Source organism: Allobosea sp. 117 (genome assembly GCF_000702305.1).
Taxonomy (GTDB): Bacteria; Pseudomonadota; Alphaproteobacteria; order Rhizobiales; family Xanthobacteraceae; genus Ancylobacter.
The window spans coordinates 90,098-109,963 of record NZ_JNLC01000002.1 but is presented as its reverse complement, the minus strand read 5'-3'; the positions used below and the strand labels follow the sequence as shown (position 1 = coordinate 109,963).

21 protein-coding genes are annotated in these 19,866 nt (G+C 69.2%); 10 read left to right on the top strand and 11 right to left on the bottom strand.

The genetic code is table 11. From position 1 onward, the window contains the following. Positions 1-107 precede the first annotated feature (107 nt). On the bottom strand, positions 108-719 hold the full coding sequence (locus tag U742_RS0101480; protein WP_029349345.1) for an LOG family protein: 612 nt from the start codon (positions 717-719) through the stop codon (positions 108-110). A 150-nt stretch (positions 720-869) separates the two neighbouring features. Here U742_RS0101480 and U742_RS0101475 point away from each other — a divergent pair, with 150 nt between their 5' ends. The 3 genes from U742_RS0101475 to U742_RS0101465 all read left to right on the top strand — a co-directional run bounded on the left by U742_RS0101475 (position 870) and on the right by U742_RS0101465 (position 4,517). Beyond that, positions 870-1,280 (top strand): ArsR/SmtB family transcription factor, encoded by a 411-nt coding sequence (locus U742_RS0101475; RefSeq protein WP_051660768.1) that lies wholly within the window; start codon positions 870-872, stop codon positions 1,278-1,280. Positions 1,281-1,422: 142 nt separating this feature from the next. Continuing rightward, positions 1,423-3,324, top strand: a complete 1,902-nt coding sequence (locus U742_RS0101470; RefSeq protein WP_248310229.1) for an ABCB family ABC transporter ATP-binding protein/permease — start codon at positions 1,423-1,425, stop codon at positions 3,322-3,324. A gap of 86 nt (positions 3,325-3,410) precedes the next feature. Further along, positions 3,411-4,517, top strand: coding sequence for a patatin-like phospholipase family protein (locus U742_RS0101465; RefSeq protein ID WP_081852760.1), 1,107 nt, complete (start codon positions 3,411-3,413; stop codon positions 4,515-4,517). Positions 4,518-4,528: 11 nt separating this feature from the next. Here the strand turns inward: U742_RS0101465 and U742_RS0101460 are convergent, their stop codons facing one another. Next, positions 4,529-5,182 (bottom strand): glutathione S-transferase family protein, encoded by a 654-nt coding sequence (locus tag U742_RS0101460; RefSeq protein ID WP_197028142.1) that lies wholly within the window; start codon positions 5,180-5,182, stop codon positions 4,529-4,531. Between the two features lie 80 nt (positions 5,183-5,262). Between U742_RS0101460 and U742_RS0101455 the strand changes: the two genes are divergently transcribed. After that, positions 5,263-6,018: a phosphatidylserine decarboxylase gene (locus U742_RS0101455; RefSeq protein ID WP_282568308.1), complete on the top strand. Its 756-nt coding sequence runs from the start codon at positions 5,263-5,265 to the stop codon at positions 6,016-6,018. Positions 6,019-6,235: 217 nt separating this feature from the next. After that, positions 6,236-6,526, top strand: a complete 291-nt coding sequence (locus tag U742_RS0101450) for a hypothetical protein (RefSeq protein WP_029349331.1) — start codon at positions 6,236-6,238, stop codon at positions 6,524-6,526. A gap of 153 nt (positions 6,527-6,679) precedes the next feature. On the opposite strand, the gene U742_RS22760 is transcribed toward U742_RS0101450, so the two are convergent. Then, complete coding sequence (locus U742_RS22760) at positions 6,680-7,027, bottom strand: RcnB family protein (RefSeq protein ID WP_029349329.1); 348 nt, start codon at positions 7,025-7,027, stop codon at positions 6,680-6,682. 322 nt (positions 7,028-7,349) lie between these two features. On the opposite strand from U742_RS22760, the gene pssA reads away from it, so the two are divergent. Then, on the top strand, positions 7,350-8,234 hold the full coding sequence (pssA, locus tag U742_RS0101440; RefSeq protein ID WP_029349327.1) for a CDP-diacylglycerol--serine O-phosphatidyltransferase: 885 nt from the start codon (positions 7,350-7,352) through the stop codon (positions 8,232-8,234). Between the two features lie 24 nt (positions 8,235-8,258). On the opposite strand, the gene U742_RS0101435 is transcribed toward pssA, so the two are convergent. Both U742_RS0101435 and U742_RS0101430 read right to left on the bottom strand, forming a co-directional pair. Further along, positions 8,259-8,486 (bottom strand): hypothetical protein, encoded by a 228-nt coding sequence (locus tag U742_RS0101435; protein WP_029349325.1) that lies wholly within the window; start codon positions 8,484-8,486, stop codon positions 8,259-8,261. A gap of 329 nt (positions 8,487-8,815) precedes the next feature. Then, positions 8,816-9,406: a protease inhibitor Inh/omp19 family protein gene (locus U742_RS0101430; protein WP_029349323.1), complete on the bottom strand. Its 591-nt coding sequence runs from the start codon at positions 9,404-9,406 to the stop codon at positions 8,816-8,818. Positions 9,407-9,738: 332 nt separating this feature from the next. Between U742_RS0101430 and U742_RS0101425 the strand changes: the two genes are divergently transcribed. Further along, entirely contained in the window at positions 9,739-10,515 is a 777-nt protein-coding gene (locus tag U742_RS0101425; RefSeq protein WP_029349321.1) for an SDR family NAD(P)-dependent oxidoreductase, read from the top strand. 72 nt (positions 10,516-10,587) lie between these two features. Here the strand turns inward: U742_RS0101425 and chrA are convergent, their stop codons facing one another. Next, positions 10,588-11,751 (bottom strand): chromate efflux transporter, encoded by a 1,164-nt coding sequence (chrA, locus tag U742_RS0101420; RefSeq protein ID WP_029349319.1) that lies wholly within the window; start codon positions 11,749-11,751, stop codon positions 10,588-10,590. A 217-nt stretch (positions 11,752-11,968) separates the two neighbouring features. Further along, positions 11,969-12,841 (bottom strand): LysR substrate-binding domain-containing protein, encoded by an 873-nt coding sequence (locus U742_RS0101415; RefSeq protein ID WP_029349317.1) that lies wholly within the window; start codon positions 12,839-12,841, stop codon positions 11,969-11,971. A gap of 203 nt (positions 12,842-13,044) precedes the next feature. Here U742_RS0101415 and U742_RS0101410 point away from each other — a divergent pair, with 203 nt between their 5' ends. Together U742_RS0101410 and U742_RS0101405 are read left to right on the top strand one after the other, a co-directional pair. Continuing rightward, on the top strand, positions 13,045-14,040 hold the full coding sequence (locus U742_RS0101410) for a DMT family transporter (RefSeq protein WP_029349315.1): 996 nt from the start codon (positions 13,045-13,047) through the stop codon (positions 14,038-14,040). Positions 14,041-14,238: 198 nt separating this feature from the next. Then, positions 14,239-14,577: a rhodanese-like domain-containing protein gene (locus tag U742_RS0101405; RefSeq protein WP_029349313.1), complete on the top strand. Its 339-nt coding sequence runs from the start codon at positions 14,239-14,241 to the stop codon at positions 14,575-14,577. 17 nt (positions 14,578-14,594) lie between these two features. Here the strand turns inward: U742_RS0101405 and U742_RS0101400 are convergent, their stop codons facing one another. The 4 genes from U742_RS0101400 to U742_RS0101385 all read right to left on the bottom strand — a co-directional run bounded on the left by U742_RS0101400 (position 14,595) and on the right by U742_RS0101385 (position 18,250). Beyond that, entirely contained in the window at positions 14,595-14,867 is a 273-nt protein-coding gene (locus U742_RS0101400; protein WP_051660765.1) for a BrnA antitoxin family protein, read from the bottom strand. Beyond that, the gene (locus tag U742_RS0101395; protein ID WP_029349309.1) at positions 14,842-15,120 is read right to left on the bottom strand and encodes a BrnT family toxin; all 279 of its coding nucleotides are present in this window, start codon (positions 15,118-15,120) and stop codon (positions 14,842-14,844) included. The genes U742_RS0101400 and U742_RS0101395 overlap by 26 nt, the downstream gene beginning before the upstream one ends. Positions 15,121-15,166: 46 nt before the next feature. Then, positions 15,167-16,546: a transaminase gene (locus U742_RS0101390; RefSeq protein ID WP_029349307.1), complete on the bottom strand. Its 1,380-nt coding sequence runs from the start codon at positions 16,544-16,546 to the stop codon at positions 15,167-15,169. 318 nt (positions 16,547-16,864) lie between these two features. Then, complete coding sequence (locus tag U742_RS0101385) at positions 16,865-18,250, bottom strand: aspartate aminotransferase family protein (RefSeq protein WP_029349305.1); 1,386 nt, start codon at positions 18,248-18,250, stop codon at positions 16,865-16,867. Positions 18,251-18,429: 179 nt separating this feature from the next. Here U742_RS0101385 and U742_RS0101380 point away from each other — a divergent pair, with 179 nt between their 5' ends. Continuing rightward, a complete protein-coding gene (locus U742_RS0101380; RefSeq protein ID WP_029349303.1) occupies positions 18,430-19,839 on the top strand; it encodes a glutamine synthetase family protein in 1,410 nt (469 codons plus the stop codon). The last annotated feature ends 27 nt before the right edge of the window (positions 19,840-19,866 follow it).

Below are 19,866 nucleotides of genomic sequence, written 5' to 3'. Positions count from 1 at the left end.
CAAGGATGTGGGAAACGGCTTCAGGATCGTCGCGCAAGCGATTCTCCCGACTCGCCTTTTCCCGTCCGTTGAATCGGTTTCTGAGGTCGTGCCGACGGCCGGCGGCCTCACATGCGGTCGACGACCTGCGCCTCGACGGCGCCGTGGAGATCGGCCTGCTCGACATCCGCGACGGCGGTGTTCAGCTTGGGCAGCACGGCGCGCGCGTGATGGGCGACGAGCAGCTTCACCGGGCGGGCGACATTGATGAAGCCGGTCGCCTGCATATGGTCGAACAGGGCCAGCAGCGGATCCCAGAAGCCGGCGATGTTCAGCAGCATGACCGGCTTGCGATGCCGGTTAAGCTGCACCCAGGTGAGCTGCTCGACCAGTTCCTCCAGCGTGCCGACGCCGCCGGGCAGGGCGACGAAGGCGTCCGCCCGCTCGAACATCAGCCGCTTGCGCTCATGCATGTCCTGCGTGACCACCAGCTCATGGGCATGGTCGAACGCCTGCTCCTTGCCGATCAGGAAATCAGGGATGATGCCTGTGACGCGTCCGCCCGCCTCGGCGCAGGCCCGCGCGGTCGCGCCCATGAGCCCGACTCCGCCGCCGCCATAGACGAGCCGCACACCGGTCTGGGCAAAAGTGCGCCCGAGCTCGATGGCCGCTTCCGTATAGACCGGGTCGTCGCCGGAGGCGGCCCCGCAATAGACGCATACGCTTTTGATGGTCGACATGAGCACCATGTTGCAGTGCGACGGGAGGGCGTCAAGCGCCGGAACCCCTTCCAATGACATCGCCTGCGGTCCCGTGCAATCGCCGATGACGTGCGACGCCCGACCCTCCGCCATGCTGCCGTCGCAATCATCGTCTATCGACGATAAGCGATGTCAACGACCACCGATTCCTTCGGCTGCGAGGCCGACGAGCTCCTGTCGCTGCGGCTGCGCGCGCTCGCGCATCCGGCGCGGCTCGCCATCGTGCGAGCGCTCGCGGCGCGCGACCGCTGCATGTGCGGGGAGATCGTGCGGGGGCTGCCGCTCGCCCAGTCGACCGTCTCGCAGCACCTGAAGATCCTGAAGGAGGCCGGCATCGTCACCGGCACCATCGAGGGTCCGCGTTCCTGCTATTGCCTCGACCGGACGGTGATCGCCGAGCTCGCCACCACGCTCGGGCCGCTGCTCGCATTGCTCGCCGGCAACCCCGATGGTGCCGCAACGCAAGCGGCCGTGCGCTTGGCCCCGGCCGGGTCCGACACTATCTCTACGCAAACGATCATCGCCGGACAGGGCGCATGACCGGGAAATGGATTCCTGAACTATGAGTGCCCCCGACAGCGGAACCGCGGTTTCGCGCCCCACCGGTCCTGCCGCCCCGACAGCTCCGACCTCCGCCATCGAGACGCCTCGCGGCAGCCTGCTGGTCGCGCTGCGCGGGCTGATGCCCTATCTCTGGCCGGCCGACCGCATGGACCTGCGCGCCCGCGTGCTGTGGGGCCTCGCGCTGCTGGTGCTCGCCAAGGTGGCGACGCTGGCGACGCCCTTCATCTTCAAATGGGCGACCGACGCGGTGGCGAGCGGCGAGGGCGCCGCGATCTCCACCGACACCATCGCGCTGCTGCTCGCCGGTCCGCTGGTGCTCACCCTCGGCTACGGCCTCGCGCGCATCGTGATGGCCGGGCTCACGCAATGGCGCGACGGTCTGTTCGCCAAGGTGGCGATGCATGCGGTACGGCGCCTGGCGCTGGAGACCTTCCGGCACATGCACGCGCTGTCGCTGCGCTTCCATCTGGAGCGCAAGACCGGCGGCCTGACGCGCGTTCTCGAGCGCTCGCGCGAGGGCATCGAGACCATCGTGCGCATGCTGGTGCTGCATCTGGCGCCGACCATCCTCGAATTCGGCATGGTCATCGTCGTGCTGTTCTGGCAGTTCGACTGGCGCTACGTGCTCGCCACCGTCGGCATGATCGGCGGCTATACGCTCTTCACCTTCCTGATGACCGAGTACCGGATGTCGATCCGGCGGGCGATGAACGAGAGCGACACCGACGCCAACACCAAGGCGGTCGACAGCCTGCTCAACTACGAGACGGTGAAGTATTTCGGCGCCGAGAAGTGGGAGGCGGCACGCTATGACCGCTCCATGGCCCGCTATGAGCGCGCCTCGATCCACACCCACACCTCGCTCGCCTGGCTCAATGCCGGGCAGGCGGTGATCTTCACGCTCGGCCTTACCGCGGTGATGGCGCTGTGCGTGATGGACATCCGTGCCGGGCGCCAGTCGGTCGGCTCCTTCGTCATGGTCAACGCCATGATGATCCAGCTCTACCAGCCGCTGAACTTCCTCGGCATGATCTATCGCGAGATCAAGCAGTCGCTGATCGACATCGAGGCGATGTTCGCCATCCTCGCCCGCCCGCCGGAGATCAAGGACAAGCCGGCGGCGCCGGTTCTGCAGGTGGCGGGCGGCGCGGTGCGCTTCGAGGATGTGCGCTTCTCCTACGATCCGGACCGTGAGATCCTGAAAGGTGTCTCCTTCGAGGTGCCGGCCGGGCGCACGGTCGCCATCGTCGGCCCCTCGGGTGCCGGCAAGTCGACCATCTCGCGCCTGCTGTTCCGCTTCTACGACGTGGCGTCGGGGCGCATCACCATCGACGGGCAGGACATTCGCGACGTCAGCCAGGAGAGCCTGCGCGCTGCCATCGGCATGGTTCCGCAGGACACCGTGCTGTTCAACGACACGCTCGGCTACAACATCCGCTACGGCCGCCACGACGCCACCGAGGCGGAGGTCGAGGAGGCGGCGCGGCTCGCCCAGATCGACGGCTTCATCCGCCAGACGCCGAAGGGCTTCGCCACCGAGGTCGGCGAGCGCGGCCTGAAGCTCTCCGGCGGCGAGAAGCAGCGCGTCGCCATCGCCCGCACCATCCTGAAGGCGCCGCCGATCCTGCTGCTCGACGAGGCGACCTCGGCGCTCGACAGCCACACCGAGCACGAGATCCAGGACGCGCTCGACCGCGTCTCCGAGGGACGCACGACGTTGGTCATCGCGCACCGGCTCTCGACCGTCATCTCCGCCGACGAGATCATCGTGCTGGCGCAGGGCCGCATCGCCGAGCGCGGCACCCATGGCGAGCTGATGGCCAGGCAAGGCCTCTACCACTCCATGTGGGAACGCCAGCGCGAGGCCGACCGCGCCCGCGAGACGCTGCGCGCCACCGGCGAGGGCAGTGTCGCGACCGGCAAATCCGCCACCGACACGTCTGCCGACGCCGCGCCGGCACCGGCCGGCCCGGCCAAGGAGCGCCTCGCCGAGGAGGAAGAGAGCGACGCGGCGGCCTGAGGCACGCATGTCGCTTGCCGCGCGGGCGAACCGGCTCATAATCGGTTCCGTTCGCGAGTGGGCGGGATCGGCCGGAGCGCGCGGCTATGGGCAGGCGGAAGATTGCGATCGCGTGCCAGGGCGGCGGCAGCCATGCCGCCTTCGCCGCCGGCCTGCTGCGCCGGCTCTTGCTGGAACACGGCGACGACATCGAGATCATCGGCCTCAGCGGCACCTCCGGCGGCGCGATCTGCGCGGCGCTGGCCTGGGCCGGGCTGATCCGTGGCGGTGCGGGGGAAGCGGCCGACCGGCTGCTCCGCTTCTGGGAGATCGCCAAGGCGGATACGCCGCTCGATTACGCCAGCAACGCGCTGGGGCTGTTCTTCGGGCGGCTGCCCTTCGTGTCCGAAACGAGCCCCTACGACCATCCGGCCCCGGCCGCCGCCATCATGCGCGACTGGCTCGAGGAGGCACTGGACATTCCCGCGCTGCCGACTGGCGCCGCGCGCGGCAAGGTGAAGCTCTATATCGGCGCCACCGATGTCCTGTCCGGCGTGCGCAGCGTCTTCACCGGGGACCTGCTCGCCTATGAGGACCTGATCGCCTCGGCGGCGATCCCGACGCTATACGAGGCGGTGGAGGCCCGCGAGAAATTCCACTGGGACGGTCTGTTCAGCGTCAATCCGCCGATCCGCGATCTGGTCTTCCTCGACGATCTGGCCGAGCTGTGGGTCATCCAGATCAATCCACGGGAGTGTGCCGTCGTGCCGCGCTCGATGAACGAGATCATCGACCGGCGCAACGAGCTGTCCGGCAATATTTCGCTGGAGCAGGAGCTACATCTGGTCGAGACGCTGAACAAGGTCGTGGCCGAGAATCCGAAGCTCGACATCCGGGTGAACGAGCGTGCGCTGCGCGAGATACCGATCCGCGTGGTCGAGGCGAAGCTGCAGGATTACGACTACGCCTCGAAGCTCGATCGCAGCCCGCAATTCATCGACAGGCTGATGGCGCTCGGTGCCGAGCAGGCGGCGGAGTTCTTCGATGCGCGCTCGCAATGGCCGCGGCCAGACGGCGGCCCTCACACGCGTTCCGTCACCGTCGAAGGCCCGAGCGCGGCGGTGGCGCAGGCCGCCGTGCAGGCGCGGCAGCAGCCTGCGGCGACGTCGGTGGAGCCGGCCATGGCCAGGCTGAAACGCGGCAAGCCGGGCTGATTCCGGAGTCGTCAGTTCTTCGCCGGCAGCATCGGGCCGCCGATCTCGATGGCCCGCATGAAGGCCGGGCGAGCCGCGAGCCGCGCGAGATAGTCGGCGATGGCGGGGTAGTCCTGCAGCAGTCCCATGCTGCGCGCCATTTCGAGCGGATAGGCCATCTGCACGTCGGCGAGGGTGAGCGCGTCGCCCATCAGATAGTCGCGGCCTGACATCCTGTCCGCGATGTGGCGCAGCGTCTTGGCCAGCGTCGGGTCGACGAACCGCTCCATGCGCTCGGACAGGCCGCCGGTGATCACGCCGATCCGCTTCACCATGATCGGGAAGGCGGCCGTGCTCTCGGCATATTGCAGCCATTCCTCGTGCTCGAACCAGGCATCGCTGTCGCGCGGCGGCGCATGCCGGCCTTCGCCGTAGCGCGTATCGATGTAGCCGAGGATGACGGCGGACTCGCCGAGCGTGAGGTCGCCATCCTGGATGACCGGCGCCTTGCCCAGCGGATGCACCTGCATCAGCGCCGGCGGCGCCCGGAAGTTCGCGTCGCGCTCGTGGCGGACCAGGCGATAGGGCAGGCCGAGTTCCTCCAGAAGCCAGATGACGCGATGCGATCGCGAAAAGTTCAGATGATGGACCACGACCACGGCGGCGCTCTCCGGCTGCTGCGCCAACGCTAGGCGGTCCGCCGGCAAATTGCACGGCGGATCCTCGTTCCAGCCGGCGGCGAAGGCCGCATCGCGCGGCAACCGATTTGACGCCCCGGCGCAGCGCCTCTACCTCTGCCCCGACTGAACAACCGGAACTCGCGATGTCCCTCATCGACACCATCCGCAACAATCTCGCGCCGATCCACCGCGAGGGCTACCCGTTCCTGCTGATCGGCGTGGCGGTCTCGCTGCTGCTGCTGTGGCTGGTGCCGCCGCTGGGCTGGATCTGCGTGCTGATCACCGCCTGGATCGCCTATTTCTTCCGCGATCCCGAGCGTGTGACGCCGATCGGGCCGGGGCTGGTGATCGCGCCGGCGGACGGGCGGGTCTGCCTCGTCGGCCCCGCCATCCCGCCGCGCGAGCTCGGTCTCGGCGACGCGCCGCTGCCGCGCGTGTGCATCTTCATGAACGTCTTCGACGTGCATGTGAACCGCGCCCCGCTGGCAGGGCAGGTGGTGCGCATCGCCTACCGGCCCGGCAAGTTCCTGAGCGCCGATCTCGACAAGGCGAGCGAGGACAATGAGCGCAACGGCGTCGTGTTCGATACCGCCATCGGCCTCGTCGGCGTGGTGCAGATCGCCGGCCTCGTCGCGCGGCGCATCGTCTGCTTCGTGCGCGAGGGCGACCAGCGCGCCGCCGGCGAGCGTTTCGGCCTCATCCGCTTCGGCTCGCGGGTCGACGTCTATCTGCCGGTCGGGACGCGGCCGCTGGTGGCCGAAGGCCAGCGCGCCGTCGCCGGCGAGACCATCCTCGCCGATGTGGCGGGCGCTCAGCGCGAGCTTGCCTTTCGGGTGAGCTGATCGGCGCGGGCGCGGCCCGCTCGGGTCCATCGGATTCCGCGCGGTCCTGATGCCCGCCGCGGGCCCCGCGTCGCCGGGATTTCACTCCGGCATTTGACCTTCGCCGCGGCTCTTGCTCCCATGCGTGCTTCGGCGCGGATTCCCGTCGAAACCGCGGGACCGCGCCACGGAGTGGAAAAGGCGAAGGACATCGCCCGGACATCTCCCGGAGGACGCCATGAACACCGCCAATCTGCAGATGGAAGGCACCTTGCTGGCACTTGCGGCCCTGACCGAAGTGCTCGCTCGCAAGGGAATCCTGAGTGCCGAGGACCTCACCGAGGCGCTCGGCTGCGCCGAGCGGGGCGCCTCCGCGCGCTCGTCGGGGCTGAGCGAAGCCAATAAGGAAGCCATCCGTTTCCCGATCCGCTTCCTGCGCCACGCTTTGCAGCAGCGCGACGGCGCGGCGCTCGACTATGCGGCGATCGCTGCCGGGGTCGGCCGCACGCGGGAGCGCGTGAAGCTCTGATCCCGGTTTGCGCTGCCCCGACCTATCCGGCGGCAGCGCCTCGCGCGTTGCGCGGCTGCTGAGAGCGAGACAGGCGGCGAAGCCTCCTCGCGTCCGGGGAAGCGGCCCGTCGCGGATATGGCCGTCGCGGCCGTTCCGCGACGGCCATCGGGCCTACTGCGCCACGATGATGGACGAGATGATGCCCGTCGCGATGCCGATCAGCACATACTCGTTGTTGACCCGCACCCAGTTGTAGCCGCGCGGAGGCGCGGCGAGGTGATGGCGCCCGTAGTCGCGCACAACGTTTCCGCGATACTGGCGCGGCAGCGGCTTGCCTCTGGACCATTGCGAGCGGTGCGGCGCCGGCTTCGAATGGTGAGGCTTCGGGTCGTGACGATAATGGCTGTTCTGCTGCACGTGATGCGGGTTGTTCGGCGTATAATGCGGATAACCTTGTGCAAGTGCGGCAGATGAACTGATTGCGGTGAAAATAGACGCAGCAATAATCAGGCGATTCATCGTCGGGTACTCCTAACTTGTGCCCCTTGACGTGAACGATGAAGCGCAGCCCATGAACGATATCTGAACGTTCGACTTAAACATTTGTAATGTTGGAGCGGAATTCTGATTGTTGTTGCGCCGGGTGCTCGTCATGCTTGTAAGCCCGCCAGTCTCCAGACGACGGGTGTTCCGGTATCCGTCGGCGCGGGCTTCCGTCAGGTCGCCCGGTTCCTCCGATTAGGCTAAAATGCCGGCGCTGGCCGTTCGGCGCGCGTGGCACCGCGTGTCGCGCGCTGGGCGGCACATAGAGCGAAATAACGAGAAGATAGGCGGAAATTCCATGTCGAACCTCTTCCCGCCGTTCGAGCCCGATCCCAGGGCGCAGCCCCGCCGACGCTTCCAGGCGGTGCCGGTGCGCGTGCTGGTGCCGAACGTCGTGACGCTGCTGGCGCTGTGCGCCGGCCTCACCGGCATGCGCATGGCGATCGAGGGGCGGCTGGAGCTGGCGCTCGGCGCCATCGTGCTCGCCGCCGTGCTCGACGGCATGGACGGCCGGCTCGCCCGCATGCTGCAGGGCACCTCGCGCTTCGGCGCCGAGCTCGACAGCCTGTCGGACTTCGTCTGCTTCGGCGTGGCGCCCGGCATGGTGCTCTATATGTGGGGCCTCGACACGCTCGGCTCGGTCGGCTGGATCGCCGCGCTCGCCTTCGCGATCTGCGCGGCGCTGCGCCTCGCGCGCTTCAACGTGATGCTGGAGGATCCCAACCGTCCGGCCTTCGCCGCCGATTTCTTCACCGGCGTGCCGGCGCCGCTGGGCGCCATCTGCGTGCTGCTGCCGGTCTATCTGGAACTGATCGGCCTGCCGCGCCTCGTCGCCTCGCCGGCGGTGGCGGCCGCCTATTGCGTCGTCATCGCCGGGCTGATGGTGTCGAAGCTGCCGGCATGGTCCGGCAAGAAGCTCGGCAGCCGTATTCCGCGCGACGCGGTGCTGCCGCTGTTCGTCTGCGTGGTGCTGTTCGTCGCCGTGCTGGTGACCTGGCCGTGGCCGGTGCTGGCGATCCTCACCATCGCCTATCTGGCGGCGCTGCCATTCTCCGCCATGCGCTATGCGCGCCTCGCCCGGGAACACGCGCAGGCCGCGCGCGCCACCGCCTTCGCGGAGGGTGGCGAGGCGATGCTGCAGCCGGAGATCGACGAGGCGGAAAGGCCCGGCCGCCTCAACTGAGCGGCCGGTGCGGAAGCCGTCCGGTCAGGACGTGCGCCCGCGCTGCGCCATGGCGGCGACGCGGGCGGCGAGCGGAGCGGCGGGGAAGGCCTGACGCAGCAGGCGCAGCGCCTCGGCATCGGAGCGCGGATGGGCGACGGCGAGGTGCTGCGACATCAGCCGCGCCAGCGGCTCGGGCGAGCGGCGCAGGACCGGCACGGGCTCGTCCATCATGGTGGACGATACCGAGGTTATGCCCGACACGCGCAGCATGAACACCTCCTCCGATGAGAAAATCGAATCAATCGATTTTCCGCATGCCGATCATATCGGCGTGGCGGGTTAACGCATCGTTTATTTTTCAGTTCCCAGCTTCGTGAAGCCAGAAAACGCACCTTATCGGCAGGCTGCTACACTGGCATGACCAGTCGAACGCAAGTCGAGGGTGCGCTCTTTCGAGAACACCCGATGCTTTTTCGTTCGAATTCGACGCGATAATCGACTTTGCCGCCGGCGATGGCGGCAGAACGCGGCTGATCATTCAATGCCGGCGAAGGGTGCCGGCGCAATCCGCGTGAATGCGGACGGCGAGCGTTATCGGCTCAGGAGCGGATCAGGCTGACCTTGCCGCCGTCCCCGGTGGCGACGCCGTCATAGCGTCCGCCCCCCGCCGGCTGCAGCCGGACGGTGACTTTGCCGACGTGGTTCTGCAGCACGATGTCGTTGCCCCACACGTCCCAGCCCTTGGTCATGAAGATGTCGTTCGGGCAGGTGACGTCGGCGGTGGCGGAAAAGCCGGACATGCCGCGATCGGTGGTGAGCGTCACCGGGCAGGTCTTGCGGCCCTCGTCCCAGGCGAAGGTCCAGGTGCCGGCGAGCTGGGTGCGCGCCGCGCCGGGCTCGGCATAGGCGACGCCGCCCGGGGCGGTGGCCGAGGGCGGCGGGTTGAGGGCGACGGAATTGTCCGCCGTGCGCGGCGTCACAGCGGCCGCGGCGGTGGAGGCGGCGGCGCCGGTGGCCGCCTGCGGGGCCGGCACGGGCGAGCTCTCGACCGAGGTGGTCGGCGCCGGCGTGATCGAATTCCCGACTTCGCTGGAAGCGGTCTTGCTGGAGCCGAATCCCTCAAGCGATGTGCTGCACCCGGCAACCAGCAGGGCGGCAACGGACATCGTCGCAATGGAAAAGGCGTTCATGTGCACACACCCCCGCACGGCAGATACGCACCGCGCCTCGACACGTCCCGCATCCTGTTCTTGGTATTGGGATGCGCAAGCTTCACGAAACGCGTTTTCGGCGAGGATCGTGGCGTCACCATGACCCCGCAAGGGCCGTAAGGCGTCGAGCGGCGATTCGATGCGCATGATCAACAAATCTTAAACATCGCGAGGCCCCGCCGCGCGGCCGCGGCGGGGTATCGGCGGGCCGCCGCGCCCGCGGCGGCATGGACGGGCACGCCGCGCCGCGCTATGTGGCACCGCAACATTGAGGCTTGCGCCGTTCGCCGCGGCGCGACAGGGGAATCACCATGTACAAGATGCTCGATCCCGCAACGCTCACCGTCCTGGTTACCGGCGCCACCGCCGGCATCGGCGCGGCGACGGCCCGTCGCTTCGCGCTCGCCGGCGCCCGCGTGGTGGCCACCGGCCGGCGCGCCGAGCGGCTGATCGCGCTGCGCGACGAGCTCGGCCCGCGCCTCCACCCCCTCGAGCTCGACGTGCGGGACAATGCGGCGGTGGTTGCGGCGCTCGGCAAGCTGCCCGCCGAATTCGCCCGCCTCAACGTGGTGTTCGCCAATGCCGGCCTCGCGCTCGGTCTCGATCCCGCCCAGCGCGCCAGCCTCGACGACTGGGACGACATGGTCGACACCAACGTCAAGGGCCTGCTCTACACGGTGCGCGCGGCGCTGCCGGGCATGGTCGAGCGCGGCGAGGGCCATGTGGTGTTCACCGGCTCGGTCGCCGGCGAATACGCCTATCCGGGCGGCAACGCCTATGGCGCCACCAAGGCCTTCGTGAAGCAGTTCGCGCTGAACCTGGTGGCCGATCTCGCCGGCACCGGCGTGCGCGTCACCAACATCGAGCCGGGCATGGTCGAGACCGAGTTCTCGCTGGTGCGCTTCCGTGGCGACGAGGCGCGCTCGGACAGCGTCTATGCCGGCGCCCAGACGCTGTCCGGAGAGGACATCGCCGAGCAGATCTTCTTCTGCTGCACCACGCCGCGCCACGTGAACATCACCCGGCTGCAGGTCCTGCCGACCTCCCAGAGCTTCGCCGGCTTCAACGTCGCGCGCGAGAGAACCTGAAACGTCTGGCTAGAGCGTTTTTGAGCGAAGTGGGCACCGGTTCGCGTGAAGAAAACGCGATAAAATAAGAGCTTAGAGCACCAGCGCGCCGGCGAGGGCGGCTCCTACCACAATCGCCCACACCGGCACCCGCCACTGCGTCAGCGCCGTGTAGGCGATCAGCGCCAGCGCGAAGCTCGACGGCGAGGTGATGCCGGCGAGCGTGACCGGATTCCAGAACGCCGCGCCGAGCAGGCCGACGACCGCCGCATTGACGCCGGCGAGCGCGCTGCGCGCCTGCGTGCTGTGCGACAGCCGGTTCCAGAAGGGCAGGGCGCCGTAGATCAGCAGCGCCGAGGGCAGGAAGACGGCGACGAGGGCGATGGCGGCGCCGAGCGCGCCGTTCGGGGCAGTCGGCATCATCGCGCCGACATAGGCCGCGAAGCTGAAGAGCGGGCCGGGCACCGCCTGCACCGCGCCATAGCCGGCGAGGAACGCCTCGCGCGTCAGGCCGCCGGGATGCACCAGCTCCGCCTCGATCAGCGGCAGCACGACATGGCCGCCGCCGAATACCAGCGCGCCGGCGCGGTAGAGCGCGTCGAACAAGGTGAGCCAGGACGAGCCGCTCGAGGCGCCGCTCGTCCGCGCCAGGATCGGCAGCGCCAGCAGGAGCAGTACGAAGGCCGCGAGGGCACCGAGCGCCAGCCGGCGCGGCACGCGGACGGGTTCCGGCGTCTCGCCGGTCCGCTCGTCTGCGGCGAGCAGCGCGAGCCCGACGAGGCCGCCGCCGATGATCACCGCGATCTGGCCGGTCGTGCCCGACACCGCCGTCGCGGCGGCGGCGACCAGCGCGATGGAGCGGCGCGGCATGTCCGGGCAGAGCGCGCGCGCCATGCCGAGCACCGCCTGGGCGACGATGGCGACCGCCGCCGCCTTCAGCCCGGCCAGCCATCCGCCGCCGACGCTGCCGAAATGCCCGACGCCATAGGCGACGGCGAGCATGATCAGCGCCGAGGGAAGGGTGAAGCCCAGCCACGCCGCGCCCATGCCGGCGAGCCCGGCGCGCTGGAGCCCGATCGCCATGCCGACCTGGCTGGAGGCCGGGCCGGGGAGGAACTGGCAGAGCGCGACGAGATCTGCATAGGCCGCCTCGCCGAGCCAGCGCCGGCGCACCACGAACTCGTCACGGAAATAGCCGAGATGGGCGACCGGCCCGCCGAAGCAGGTGAGGCCGAGCCGCAGGAAGATCCGGAACACCTCGGCCGCCGATCGCGCCGGCGGGTCGGCTTGCTGCGGGTCGGCTTGCGGCGATGCCGGCGCGGCGGTTTCGGGCGCGGCGGCGTCGAACGACGCCTTCGCGTCCGTCAGGCTATCGGGCGGGGTCTCGGATGCGCTCATGGGCGAGCAATAGCGCCGGGCGCCGCCCGATGCATGTGAAGTTTGGATGTCGGGCGCCGCGATCCCGCGCCGCCGCTCAGGCCGCCTCGAAGGCCAGCGGCCCAGCCGAGAGCGCCGCGCGCAGCGTGTCGCCGAGGCGGCGCGCGGCGGGGGAGGCGGCCGGCGCCAGCAGCAGCCCGATCTCCATCTCCGGCAGCGGCGGCAGCCCGTCCGCCGGGCCGAGCCGGCGCCAGTCGGCGGGTGCCGCGCATTCCGGCAGGGCGGTGATGCACAGTCCGGTCTCGACCGCGGCATGGATGCCGCCCTGCGAGGAGGAGGTGCAGGCGACCCGCCACGCCCGCCCGCTGGCATCGAGCGTCGAGGCGATCAGCGGGCGCACCCGGCAGCCGGTCGGGAACAGCGCCAGCGGCAGCGGGTCGTTGCGCTCCGGCCGGTGGCCGCGCGCGGCCAGCCAGTGCACCTTCTCGCGCTTCAGCAATTCGCCGGTGGGCCGGGTCGGGTCGCGGGTGAACAGCGCGACGTCGAGATGCCCGCGCTCCACCTCCGGCTCCAGAGTCTTGGAGAGGTCGCAGCGGATCGAGATCTCGACCTTCGGATAGGCGGCCGCGAAGCGCGCGATTGTCGGCGTGAAATAGGCGTCGACATAGTCGTCCGGCATGCCGAGCCGGACGCTGCCTTCCGGCGTGCCGCCCTTGAGGTCGGACAGCGCCTCGCTCTCATAGGCGAGCAGGCGCCGCGCATGGGCGACGAGGCGCTCGCCGGTCTCGGTCAGCGCGATGCCGCGGCGCGAGCGCTCGAGCAGGCGCACGCCGAGATTGTCCTCGAGCTGGGCGATGCGCGCGGAGACCGCCGACTGGGTGCGGCCGACCCGGCTCGCCGCCGCGGTGAAGCCGCCGCTATCGACGATGGCGATCAGCATGCCGAGCGATTCGGTATCGAGATGGCGCATGGCTAGTCTCCTGTTACCCGTCGTCGCCGGCCGCATCGCTCTTCTTAATATCATCTTTAGTTATGTATTCACAAAATAAATTCGCTTTCGTGATTCCTGCGAAGCCATTAGATCAATCCTGCCGCGAGACGCCTCCCGGATCGCCATAGAAGCGATCGCCGGACCTGACGCCTGTCGCGGCTAACGCCATTCGAGTTGTTTCCATGTCGCCGCCGCCCCCCGCCTCGCTCGCCATCGCGTCAGCGAGCGTGTCCGATTCCATCGCGCTTCCCGCCATCGTCAGCGAGCAGGTCGAAGCGCTCCGGCGACGGCAGGCCTTCGTCGCGCTGCTGTGGGCGGCGCTGTGCATCGGCTTCTCGGCGATCTTCGTGCGCTTGTCCGACGTCGGGCCGGCGGCGATCGGCTTCTGGCGCCTCGTCTTCGCGCTGGGGCCGACCGCGCTGTGGGCCTATGCCGAGCACCGCGCCATGGCCGCCGATGCCAAGCCGGGGCAGCGGATGGTGCCGTTCACCGCCCGCCAGTTCGCGCTGTCGACGCTCGCCGGCCTGTTCTTCGCCGCCGACCTCGTCGCCTTCCATGTCGGCCTCGCCCAGACCGCGACCGCCAATGCGCTGCTGATCGGCAACATGTCGCCGGCCTTCATCATGCTGCTCGGCTGGATGATGCTGGGCGAGCGGCCGACGCTCGGCGTCGTCGCCGCCCTCGCGCTCGGCCTCGCCGGCACCACGGTCATCGTGCTCTCCAGCGCCACCGGCGGCACCGCCGGCGCCTCGACGATCGGCGATCTGCTCTGCCTGCTGGCGGCGGGCTTCTACGCGACCTATGTGCTGGCCGTGCGCGTGATGCGGCGCGGCGCCAAGCCGCTCGGCGGCGGCATGGTCTCCTTCCTGTCCTCGGCGACCGGTGCGGTGTTCTGCCTCATCTGGGCGGTCGCGGCCGGCGAGACGATCATCCCCGCGAGCCTCGGCGGGCTGCTGGCGGTGGCCGGGCTCGGCATCGTCACCCATGCCGCGGGGCAGGGGCTCGCGACCTTCGCGCTCGGCCGCCTGCCGGCGAGCCTGGTCTCGGTCGTGCTGCTGCTGCAGATCCTCGTCGGCATCGCGCTCGCCGCGCTGCTGTTCGGCGAGTGGCCCTCGCTGGCGGTGCTGGTCGGCGGCGGGCTGATCGTCGCCGGCGTGGCGGCGGTGCGTCCGCACTGAGGGCGCGCTGGCCTCCCGAGCGGAGGCCTCTTGCGCGCGCGCATCCGGCCGTCTACCTCCTGTCTGGAGTATTTCCCGCGAAAGTTGATCGACGTTCGCGACTGGGAAATGCCCCGGCCTGTGAATCGAGAGCGCTTTCCTATCGATCGGGTGGTTCAACCTGATCGGAAAGGGCTCTTCCAGCGAGGAGTGCGTGCCATGCATCCCAACCCGTTCGGCGGCGTGATCGAGGATCTCTCGGTCGAGGAAGTGAAGCAGGGTATCGAGGACGGCACCATCCTCTTGGTGGACGTGCGCGAGCCGAACGAGCTGGCCGCCGAGCGCATCCCCGGCGCGGTCGGGTTCCCGCTCTCGACCTTCGATGCGGACGGACTGCCGGACCCGGAGGGCAGAACCCTCGTCTTCTCCTGCCGCTCCGGCCAGCGCTCGCAGAAGGCCGCCGCCGCCGCGCAGGCCGCCGGCCACGACCTTCACCGCCACATGGCGGGCGGCATCCTCGCCTGGAAAGCCGCCGGCTTCCCGACCGAGCAGGGGTGAGAGAGAAGAACGGCGGATCAGTCGAGCGTTTTTCTCAGTGCTTCATTGATGCGGCTTTGCCAGCCGTCGCCGGTCGCCCGGAAATAATCCACGACATCGCGGTCCAGGCGAAGCGTGACCTGCTGCTTCGTCGAGCGTTTCTGCGGCCCCCGTTCGCCACGCCGCTTCTTGGGCAGCATGTCGACGAGCTCAGCCGGCAGGACATCGGCGGCAGGTTTCATTTGCCGCATGTCTCGGCGCGTCAGCTCGCGCACCTCGCCGCTTTCATTTGTCAGCGGTTTCCTGCTCATATCTTCGCACCTCCCGCGGATTGGCTTTTCGAAAGCTGATCACGCGAATGCCCTCGGCAATGGGCGTGAAGCAGACCACGTGCAGGCGTCCTTCGACAAAGCCGAGCGCGACAAAGCGGCGTTCCGGATAAGCGAAGCGAACATCTTCCGTCAGCCGCGCCGTCGCCCAATCGAATTCGGCGACCCGATCAAACGCCAGTCCCCGCTCCTCGCGGTTCCTGGCGCTTTTTACCGGATCGAATTCGATCTTCACACTTTTATTGTAGATACAAAAAGATGGATTGCAAGGCGGAGAGGCATTACCCCGTCAGCCGCTGCACCACCTCGCGGGTCGCGGCGATGAGCCGGTCGACCTGGTCCTCGCCGGTCGCCGGCGAGGCCAGCATCATGTCGTGGAAGGGCGAAATCAGCACGCCGCGCACCAGCAGCGCGAGGTGGATGGTCGCCTCCAGTGCCGGATAATGCGCCCGGTTCGCCTCCGCCCCGTTGAGCAGCGGCGCGGGGGCGCGCACCACCTCGACCCGCGCCCCGCAGCGGGCGACGTGCCAGGGCAGCCCGGCGGCGCGGATCACCGCCGCGAGGCCGCTCTCCATGCGGTCGGCGAGCCCGTTCATGTGGATATAGGCTTCCGGCGTCGCCACCTGCTCCAGCGCCGCGCGCAGGGCGGCGAGCTGCAGCGGGCTGCCGGACAGCGTGGTGCCGATGCCCGAATGGCCCTCCGGCACCGAGGCGCGGGCGAGGCGGAAGCGCTGCGCCGTCTCCTCCGTCATCCCCCACACCGCCGCCGGCACGCCGCCGGCGATCGCCTTGCCGATCACCATGAGGTCGGGCGCGAGGCGGTGCTCGCCGGTGTAGCCGCCGAGCGCGGTGGAGAGCGTGTGGGTCTCGTCGATCAAGAGCAGCGTGCCGTGCCGGCGGGTGATCTCGCGCAGCGCCCGGTGGAAGCCCGGCTGCGGCAGCACCATCGCGCAATTGGTCATCACCGGCTCGGTAATGACGCAGGCGACGGTGCCGTCGAACAGCGCCGCCTCCAGCGCGTCGGTGTCGTTGAACGGCACCACGCGGGTCAGCGAGGCGAGGTCGCGCGGCTCGCCCACGAGGCCGGACTTGTTGCGCGGGCGCCCGTCGGCGCCGAGCTCGACGAAGGTCTCGCCCACAGCGCCGTGATAGGAGCCGTCGAAGACGAGGATGCGCGGGCGCCCCGTGGCGGCGCGGGCGGCGCGCAGCGCGAAGCGGTTGGCGTCCGAGGCGGTGGTGGCGATCTGCCATTGCGGCAGGCCGAAGCGCCGGAACAGCAACTCGCCGACCGCCGCCGCGTCGGCGCTCGGCAGCATGGTGGCGAGGCCGCGCGGCGCCTGCCGGACCAGCGCCTCGACCACCGCCGGCGGCCCGTGGCCGAACAGCGCGGCGGTGTCGCCGAGGCAGAAATCGTCATAGCCGTGCCCGTCTATGTCGGTCAGCCGGGCGCCGGTGGCGGCCTCGACCACCAGCGGCACCGGCGTCGACCAGTCGGTCATCCAGTGCATCGGCACGCCGTCGAACAGATGCGCGGCGGCGCCGGCGGCCGCGCGGGTCCTCGGGCGGGTGCCGAGATAGAGCGCCTCGGCTTCGGACCGCAGGGCGGCAGCGCGCGCATGGCTGACGCCTGCGGTGTCTGCCGGCTGGATCATCGCGTCCATGGAATGCGGTCACACCAACGAGAGAACGCCCCGCGCCATGAAAGCACGTTTCGAGCGTCGGCGCATATAGGGTGCAACCAAAGGTCGCAACTCGGAGCCCTTTCCGGTCAGGTGGAATCGCCCGACCGGCAAGAAAGTGCTCTGGATTCAATAGACTGGAGCAGTTTCTGATCGCGAAAGTCACTCAACTTTCGCGGAAAATGCTCTGGAGCCTTTCCGTTCGGATGGAAACATCCGAACCACAAGAAAGTGCTCTCTATTCAACGAGCTGGAGCATTTTCTGATCGCGAAAGTCTCTCAATTTTCGCGGAAAATGCTCTAGCGTACCCAGCCGCGCCGCGAGAGCTCGCCCCAGGTGTCGTCCAGCGTCTTGCGGGCGCGGGCGACGAGCTCGTCGATCTCGCCGTGCGAGATGGTGAGCGGCGGCGCGATGATCAGCCGGTCGCGCACGGCGCGCATGACGAGCCCGTTCTTGAAGGAGAAGTCGCGCGCCAGCGTGCCGACCTGCCCGACATCCGGGAACCGGGTGCGGCCCGCCTTGTCCGGCGTCAGCTCCAGCGCGCCGACGAGGCCCATCATCGGCGCCTCGCCGACGAGGGGATGCTCGGCGAGCGCCCGCCAGCGGGCGGCCAGATACGGCCCGGCATCGTTCGCCACCCGCTCGACCAGGCCCTCGCTCTGCATGATGTCGAGATTGGCCAGCGCCGCCGCGCAGGCCGCCGGATGGCCGGAATAGGTGTAGCCGTGGTTGAAGTCGCCGCCATGCTCGATCAGCACGTCGGCGACGCGGTCGGCAACCATAACGCCGCCGAGCGGCATGTAGCCGGAGGTGATGCCCTTCGCCATGACCAGGATGTCCGGCTGTGTGCCGAAGGTCTCGCAGCCGAACCATTTGCCGGTGCGCCCGAACCCGCAGATCACCTCGTCGGAGATGAACAGGATGTCGCGCTCGCGGCAGATGCGGGCGATCTCCGGCCAGTAGGTCGCGGGCGGGATGATGACGCCGCCGGCGCCCTGGATCGGCTCGGCGATGAAGGCGGCGATGCGGTCCTCGCCGAGCGCGTCGATGGTGGATTCGAGCGCCTTCGCGGTGCGCAGGCCGAACTCCTCCGGCGTCTCACCCTGGCGCGCCTCGCCCCAGAAATACGGCTGGGCGATGTGCACGATGCCGGGGATCGGCAGGTCGCCCTGCGCGTGCATCGGCGCCATGCCGCCGAGGCTCGCCGCGCCTACCGTCGAGCCGTGATAGGCGTTGCGGCGCGAGATGATGATCTTCTTGTGCGGCTGCTCCTTGATGTCGAAGTAGCGCCGCACGAGGCGGATCACCGTGTCGTTCGATTCCGAGCCGGAGCCGGTGAAGAATACCCGGCTGAACTGAGGCGGGGTCAGCTCCGCGAGCCGCGTCGCCAGCTCGATCGCCGGCTTGTGGGTGGTCTTGAAGAAGGTGTTGTAATAGGGCAGCTCGCTCATCTGGGCGCGCACCGCCTCGACGATCTCCTGCCGCCCATAGCCGACATTGACGCACCAGAGGCCGGACATGCCGTCGAGGATGCGGTTGCCCTCGGAGTCGGTGAGCCACACCCCCTCGGCCTTGACGATCACCCGTGCGCCCTCGGCGTTGAGCGACTTGGTGTCGCTGAACGGGTGGAGATGGTGCGCGGCGTCGAGCGCGCGCAGCTCGGCGGTCGAGGAGGGGAAGGACATGGATTACCTGCTGGATGCAAAGCGGCGGAGCCGGATGCCGGCAGAATGTGATCACATTCTTCGTGCGTCAAGCGCCGAGGCGTGGCAAAAGGGCGCCCGAGCGCTCATGAGGGCGGGCGGCTTGACCGCCGTACCGTCGCCATGGGCACAATCGATCGTGCAGACAACCAGGGTGCATCATGCCGCTGCCTGAAGCCGCGCCTGCCGTCGCGGCCGCCAACCAGACTCCCGGCGCCGAAGCCGGCGACGAGCTCGGTTCCTATCTCGCCCGCGAGGGCGTGCCCGAGATCGTCGAGGTCCTGCTCCCCGACACCCACGGCGTGCTGCGCGGCAAATGGATTCCCGGCGGGGCGGCCTCCAAGATCTGGAGCGACGGCGTCGCCATCCCGCTCTCCATCTTCGGCCTCGACATCTGGGGGCGCGAGGTCGAGGAGACCGGCATTCACATCGAGACCGGCGACCGCGACGGCCTCTGCCGCCCGGTGCCCGGGACGTTGAAGCCGGTGCCGTGGGCGCCGCGCCGCTCGGCGCAGGTGATGATCTCCATGTACGAGCCGGACGGGCGCGGCGGGGCCAAGCCGTGGGAGCTCGATCCGCGCCACAAGCTCGCCGCGCAGGTCGCCCGCCTCGCCGCGCTGGGGTTGCACCCCTGCGTCGCCTTCGAGCTCGAATTCTACCTGCTGAAGCCCGAGCCCGGCCCCGGCGGTGTGCCCGAGCCGGTGTTCCCCGCCTCGCACGGCCCGGCGCGGCAGAACATGTATTCGATGTCGGACCTCGACGCCTATGCGGGGCTGCTGCACGAGGTCCGCGAGGCGGCGCGCATCCAGGGCCTGCCGGCGGACACGGTGATCTCGGAAGCCGCCCCCGGCCAGTACGAGGTAAACCTGTATCATCGCCGCGACGCCATGGCCGCGGCGGACGACGCCATATTGCTGCGCCGGCTGATCGACGGCGTCGCCCGCAAGCACGGGCTGCGGGCCAGCTTCATGGCCAAGCCCTTCCTCGAATTCGCCGGCTCGGGCATGCATGTGCATGTCAGCCTCACCGACGAGACCGGCGCCAATGCCTTCGGCGCGGGGGACGAGGGCGAGGTGCTGCTGCGCCGCGCTGCCGCCGGCCTGCTCGCCACAATGCCGGACACTGCCGTGTTCTACGTGCCGAGCTATAACGGCTTCCGCCGCCTGGTGCCGGGCAGCTACGCGCCGACCGGCATCTCCTGGGGCTACGACAACCGCTCGGTCGCGGTGCGCGTGCCGAACGGCCCGCCCAAGGCGAAGCGCCTCGAGCACCGCATCGCCGGCGCCGACGCGCATCCGCATCTCGTGCTCGCCGCCATCCTCGCCGGCATGCTGGAGGGCATCGAGCAGGGGCTGGAGCCGCCCGCGCCGCTGACCGGCAACGCCTATGAGGCGCAGGCGCCGCGCCTGACCTACGCGATGCGCGAGGCGATCGCCGACTTCGCCGGCTCCGCCTTCGTCGAGCGCGCCTTCGGCCCGGAATATCAGCGCGTCTATGCGGTGATGAAGGAAGCCGAGCTCAACGCCTTCGAGCGCCGCATCAATCCGCTGGAGTACGACACCTACCTCTGATCGAATGCCCGATGCGGCGGCAGAACG

Coding starts and splice junctions, on each gene's coding strand:
- U742_RS0101480 (WP_029349345.1), bottom strand. CDS start 719: ATGTCGACCATCAAAAGCGTATGCGTCTATTGCGGGGCCGCCTCCGGC.
- U742_RS0101475 (WP_051660768.1), top strand. CDS start 870: ATGTCAACGACCACCGATTCCTTCGGCTGCGAGGCCGACGAGCTCCTG.
- U742_RS0101470 (WP_248310229.1), top strand. CDS start 1,423: ATGCCCTATCTCTGGCCGGCCGACCGCATGGACCTGCGCGCCCGCGTG.
- U742_RS0101465 (WP_081852760.1), top strand. CDS start 3,411: ATGGGCAGGCGGAAGATTGCGATCGCGTGCCAGGGCGGCGGCAGCCAT.
- U742_RS0101450 (WP_029349331.1), top strand. CDS start 6,236: ATGAACACCGCCAATCTGCAGATGGAAGGCACCTTGCTGGCACTTGCG.
- U742_RS22760 (WP_029349329.1), bottom strand. CDS start 7,027: ATGAATCGCCTGATTATTGCTGCGTCTATTTTCACCGCAATCAGTTCA.
- pssA (WP_029349327.1), top strand. CDS start 7,350: ATGTCGAACCTCTTCCCGCCGTTCGAGCCCGATCCCAGGGCGCAGCCC.
- U742_RS0101435 (WP_029349325.1), bottom strand. CDS start 8,486: ATGCTGCGCGTGTCGGGCATAACCTCGGTATCGTCCACCATGATGGAC.
- U742_RS0101430 (WP_029349323.1), bottom strand. CDS start 9,406: ATGAACGCCTTTTCCATTGCGACGATGTCCGTTGCCGCCCTGCTGGTT.
- U742_RS0101425 (WP_029349321.1), top strand. CDS start 9,739: ATGTACAAGATGCTCGATCCCGCAACGCTCACCGTCCTGGTTACCGGC.
- U742_RS0101415 (WP_029349317.1), bottom strand. CDS start 12,841: ATGCGCCATCTCGATACCGAATCGCTCGGCATGCTGATCGCCATCGTC.
- U742_RS0101410 (WP_029349315.1), top strand. CDS start 13,045: ATGTCGCCGCCGCCCCCCGCCTCGCTCGCCATCGCGTCAGCGAGCGTG.
- U742_RS0101405 (WP_029349313.1), top strand. CDS start 14,239: ATGCATCCCAACCCGTTCGGCGGCGTGATCGAGGATCTCTCGGTCGAG.
- U742_RS0101400 (WP_051660765.1), bottom strand. CDS start 14,867: ATGAGCAGGAAACCGCTGACAAATGAAAGCGGCGAGGTGCGCGAGCTG.
- U742_RS0101390 (WP_029349307.1), bottom strand. CDS start 16,546: ATGGACGCGATGATCCAGCCGGCAGACACCGCAGGCGTCAGCCATGCG.
- U742_RS0101385 (WP_029349305.1), bottom strand. CDS start 18,250: ATGTCCTTCCCCTCCTCGACCGCCGAGCTGCGCGCGCTCGACGCCGCG.
- U742_RS0101380 (WP_029349303.1), top strand. CDS start 18,430: ATGCCGCTGCCTGAAGCCGCGCCTGCCGTCGCGGCCGCCAACCAGACT.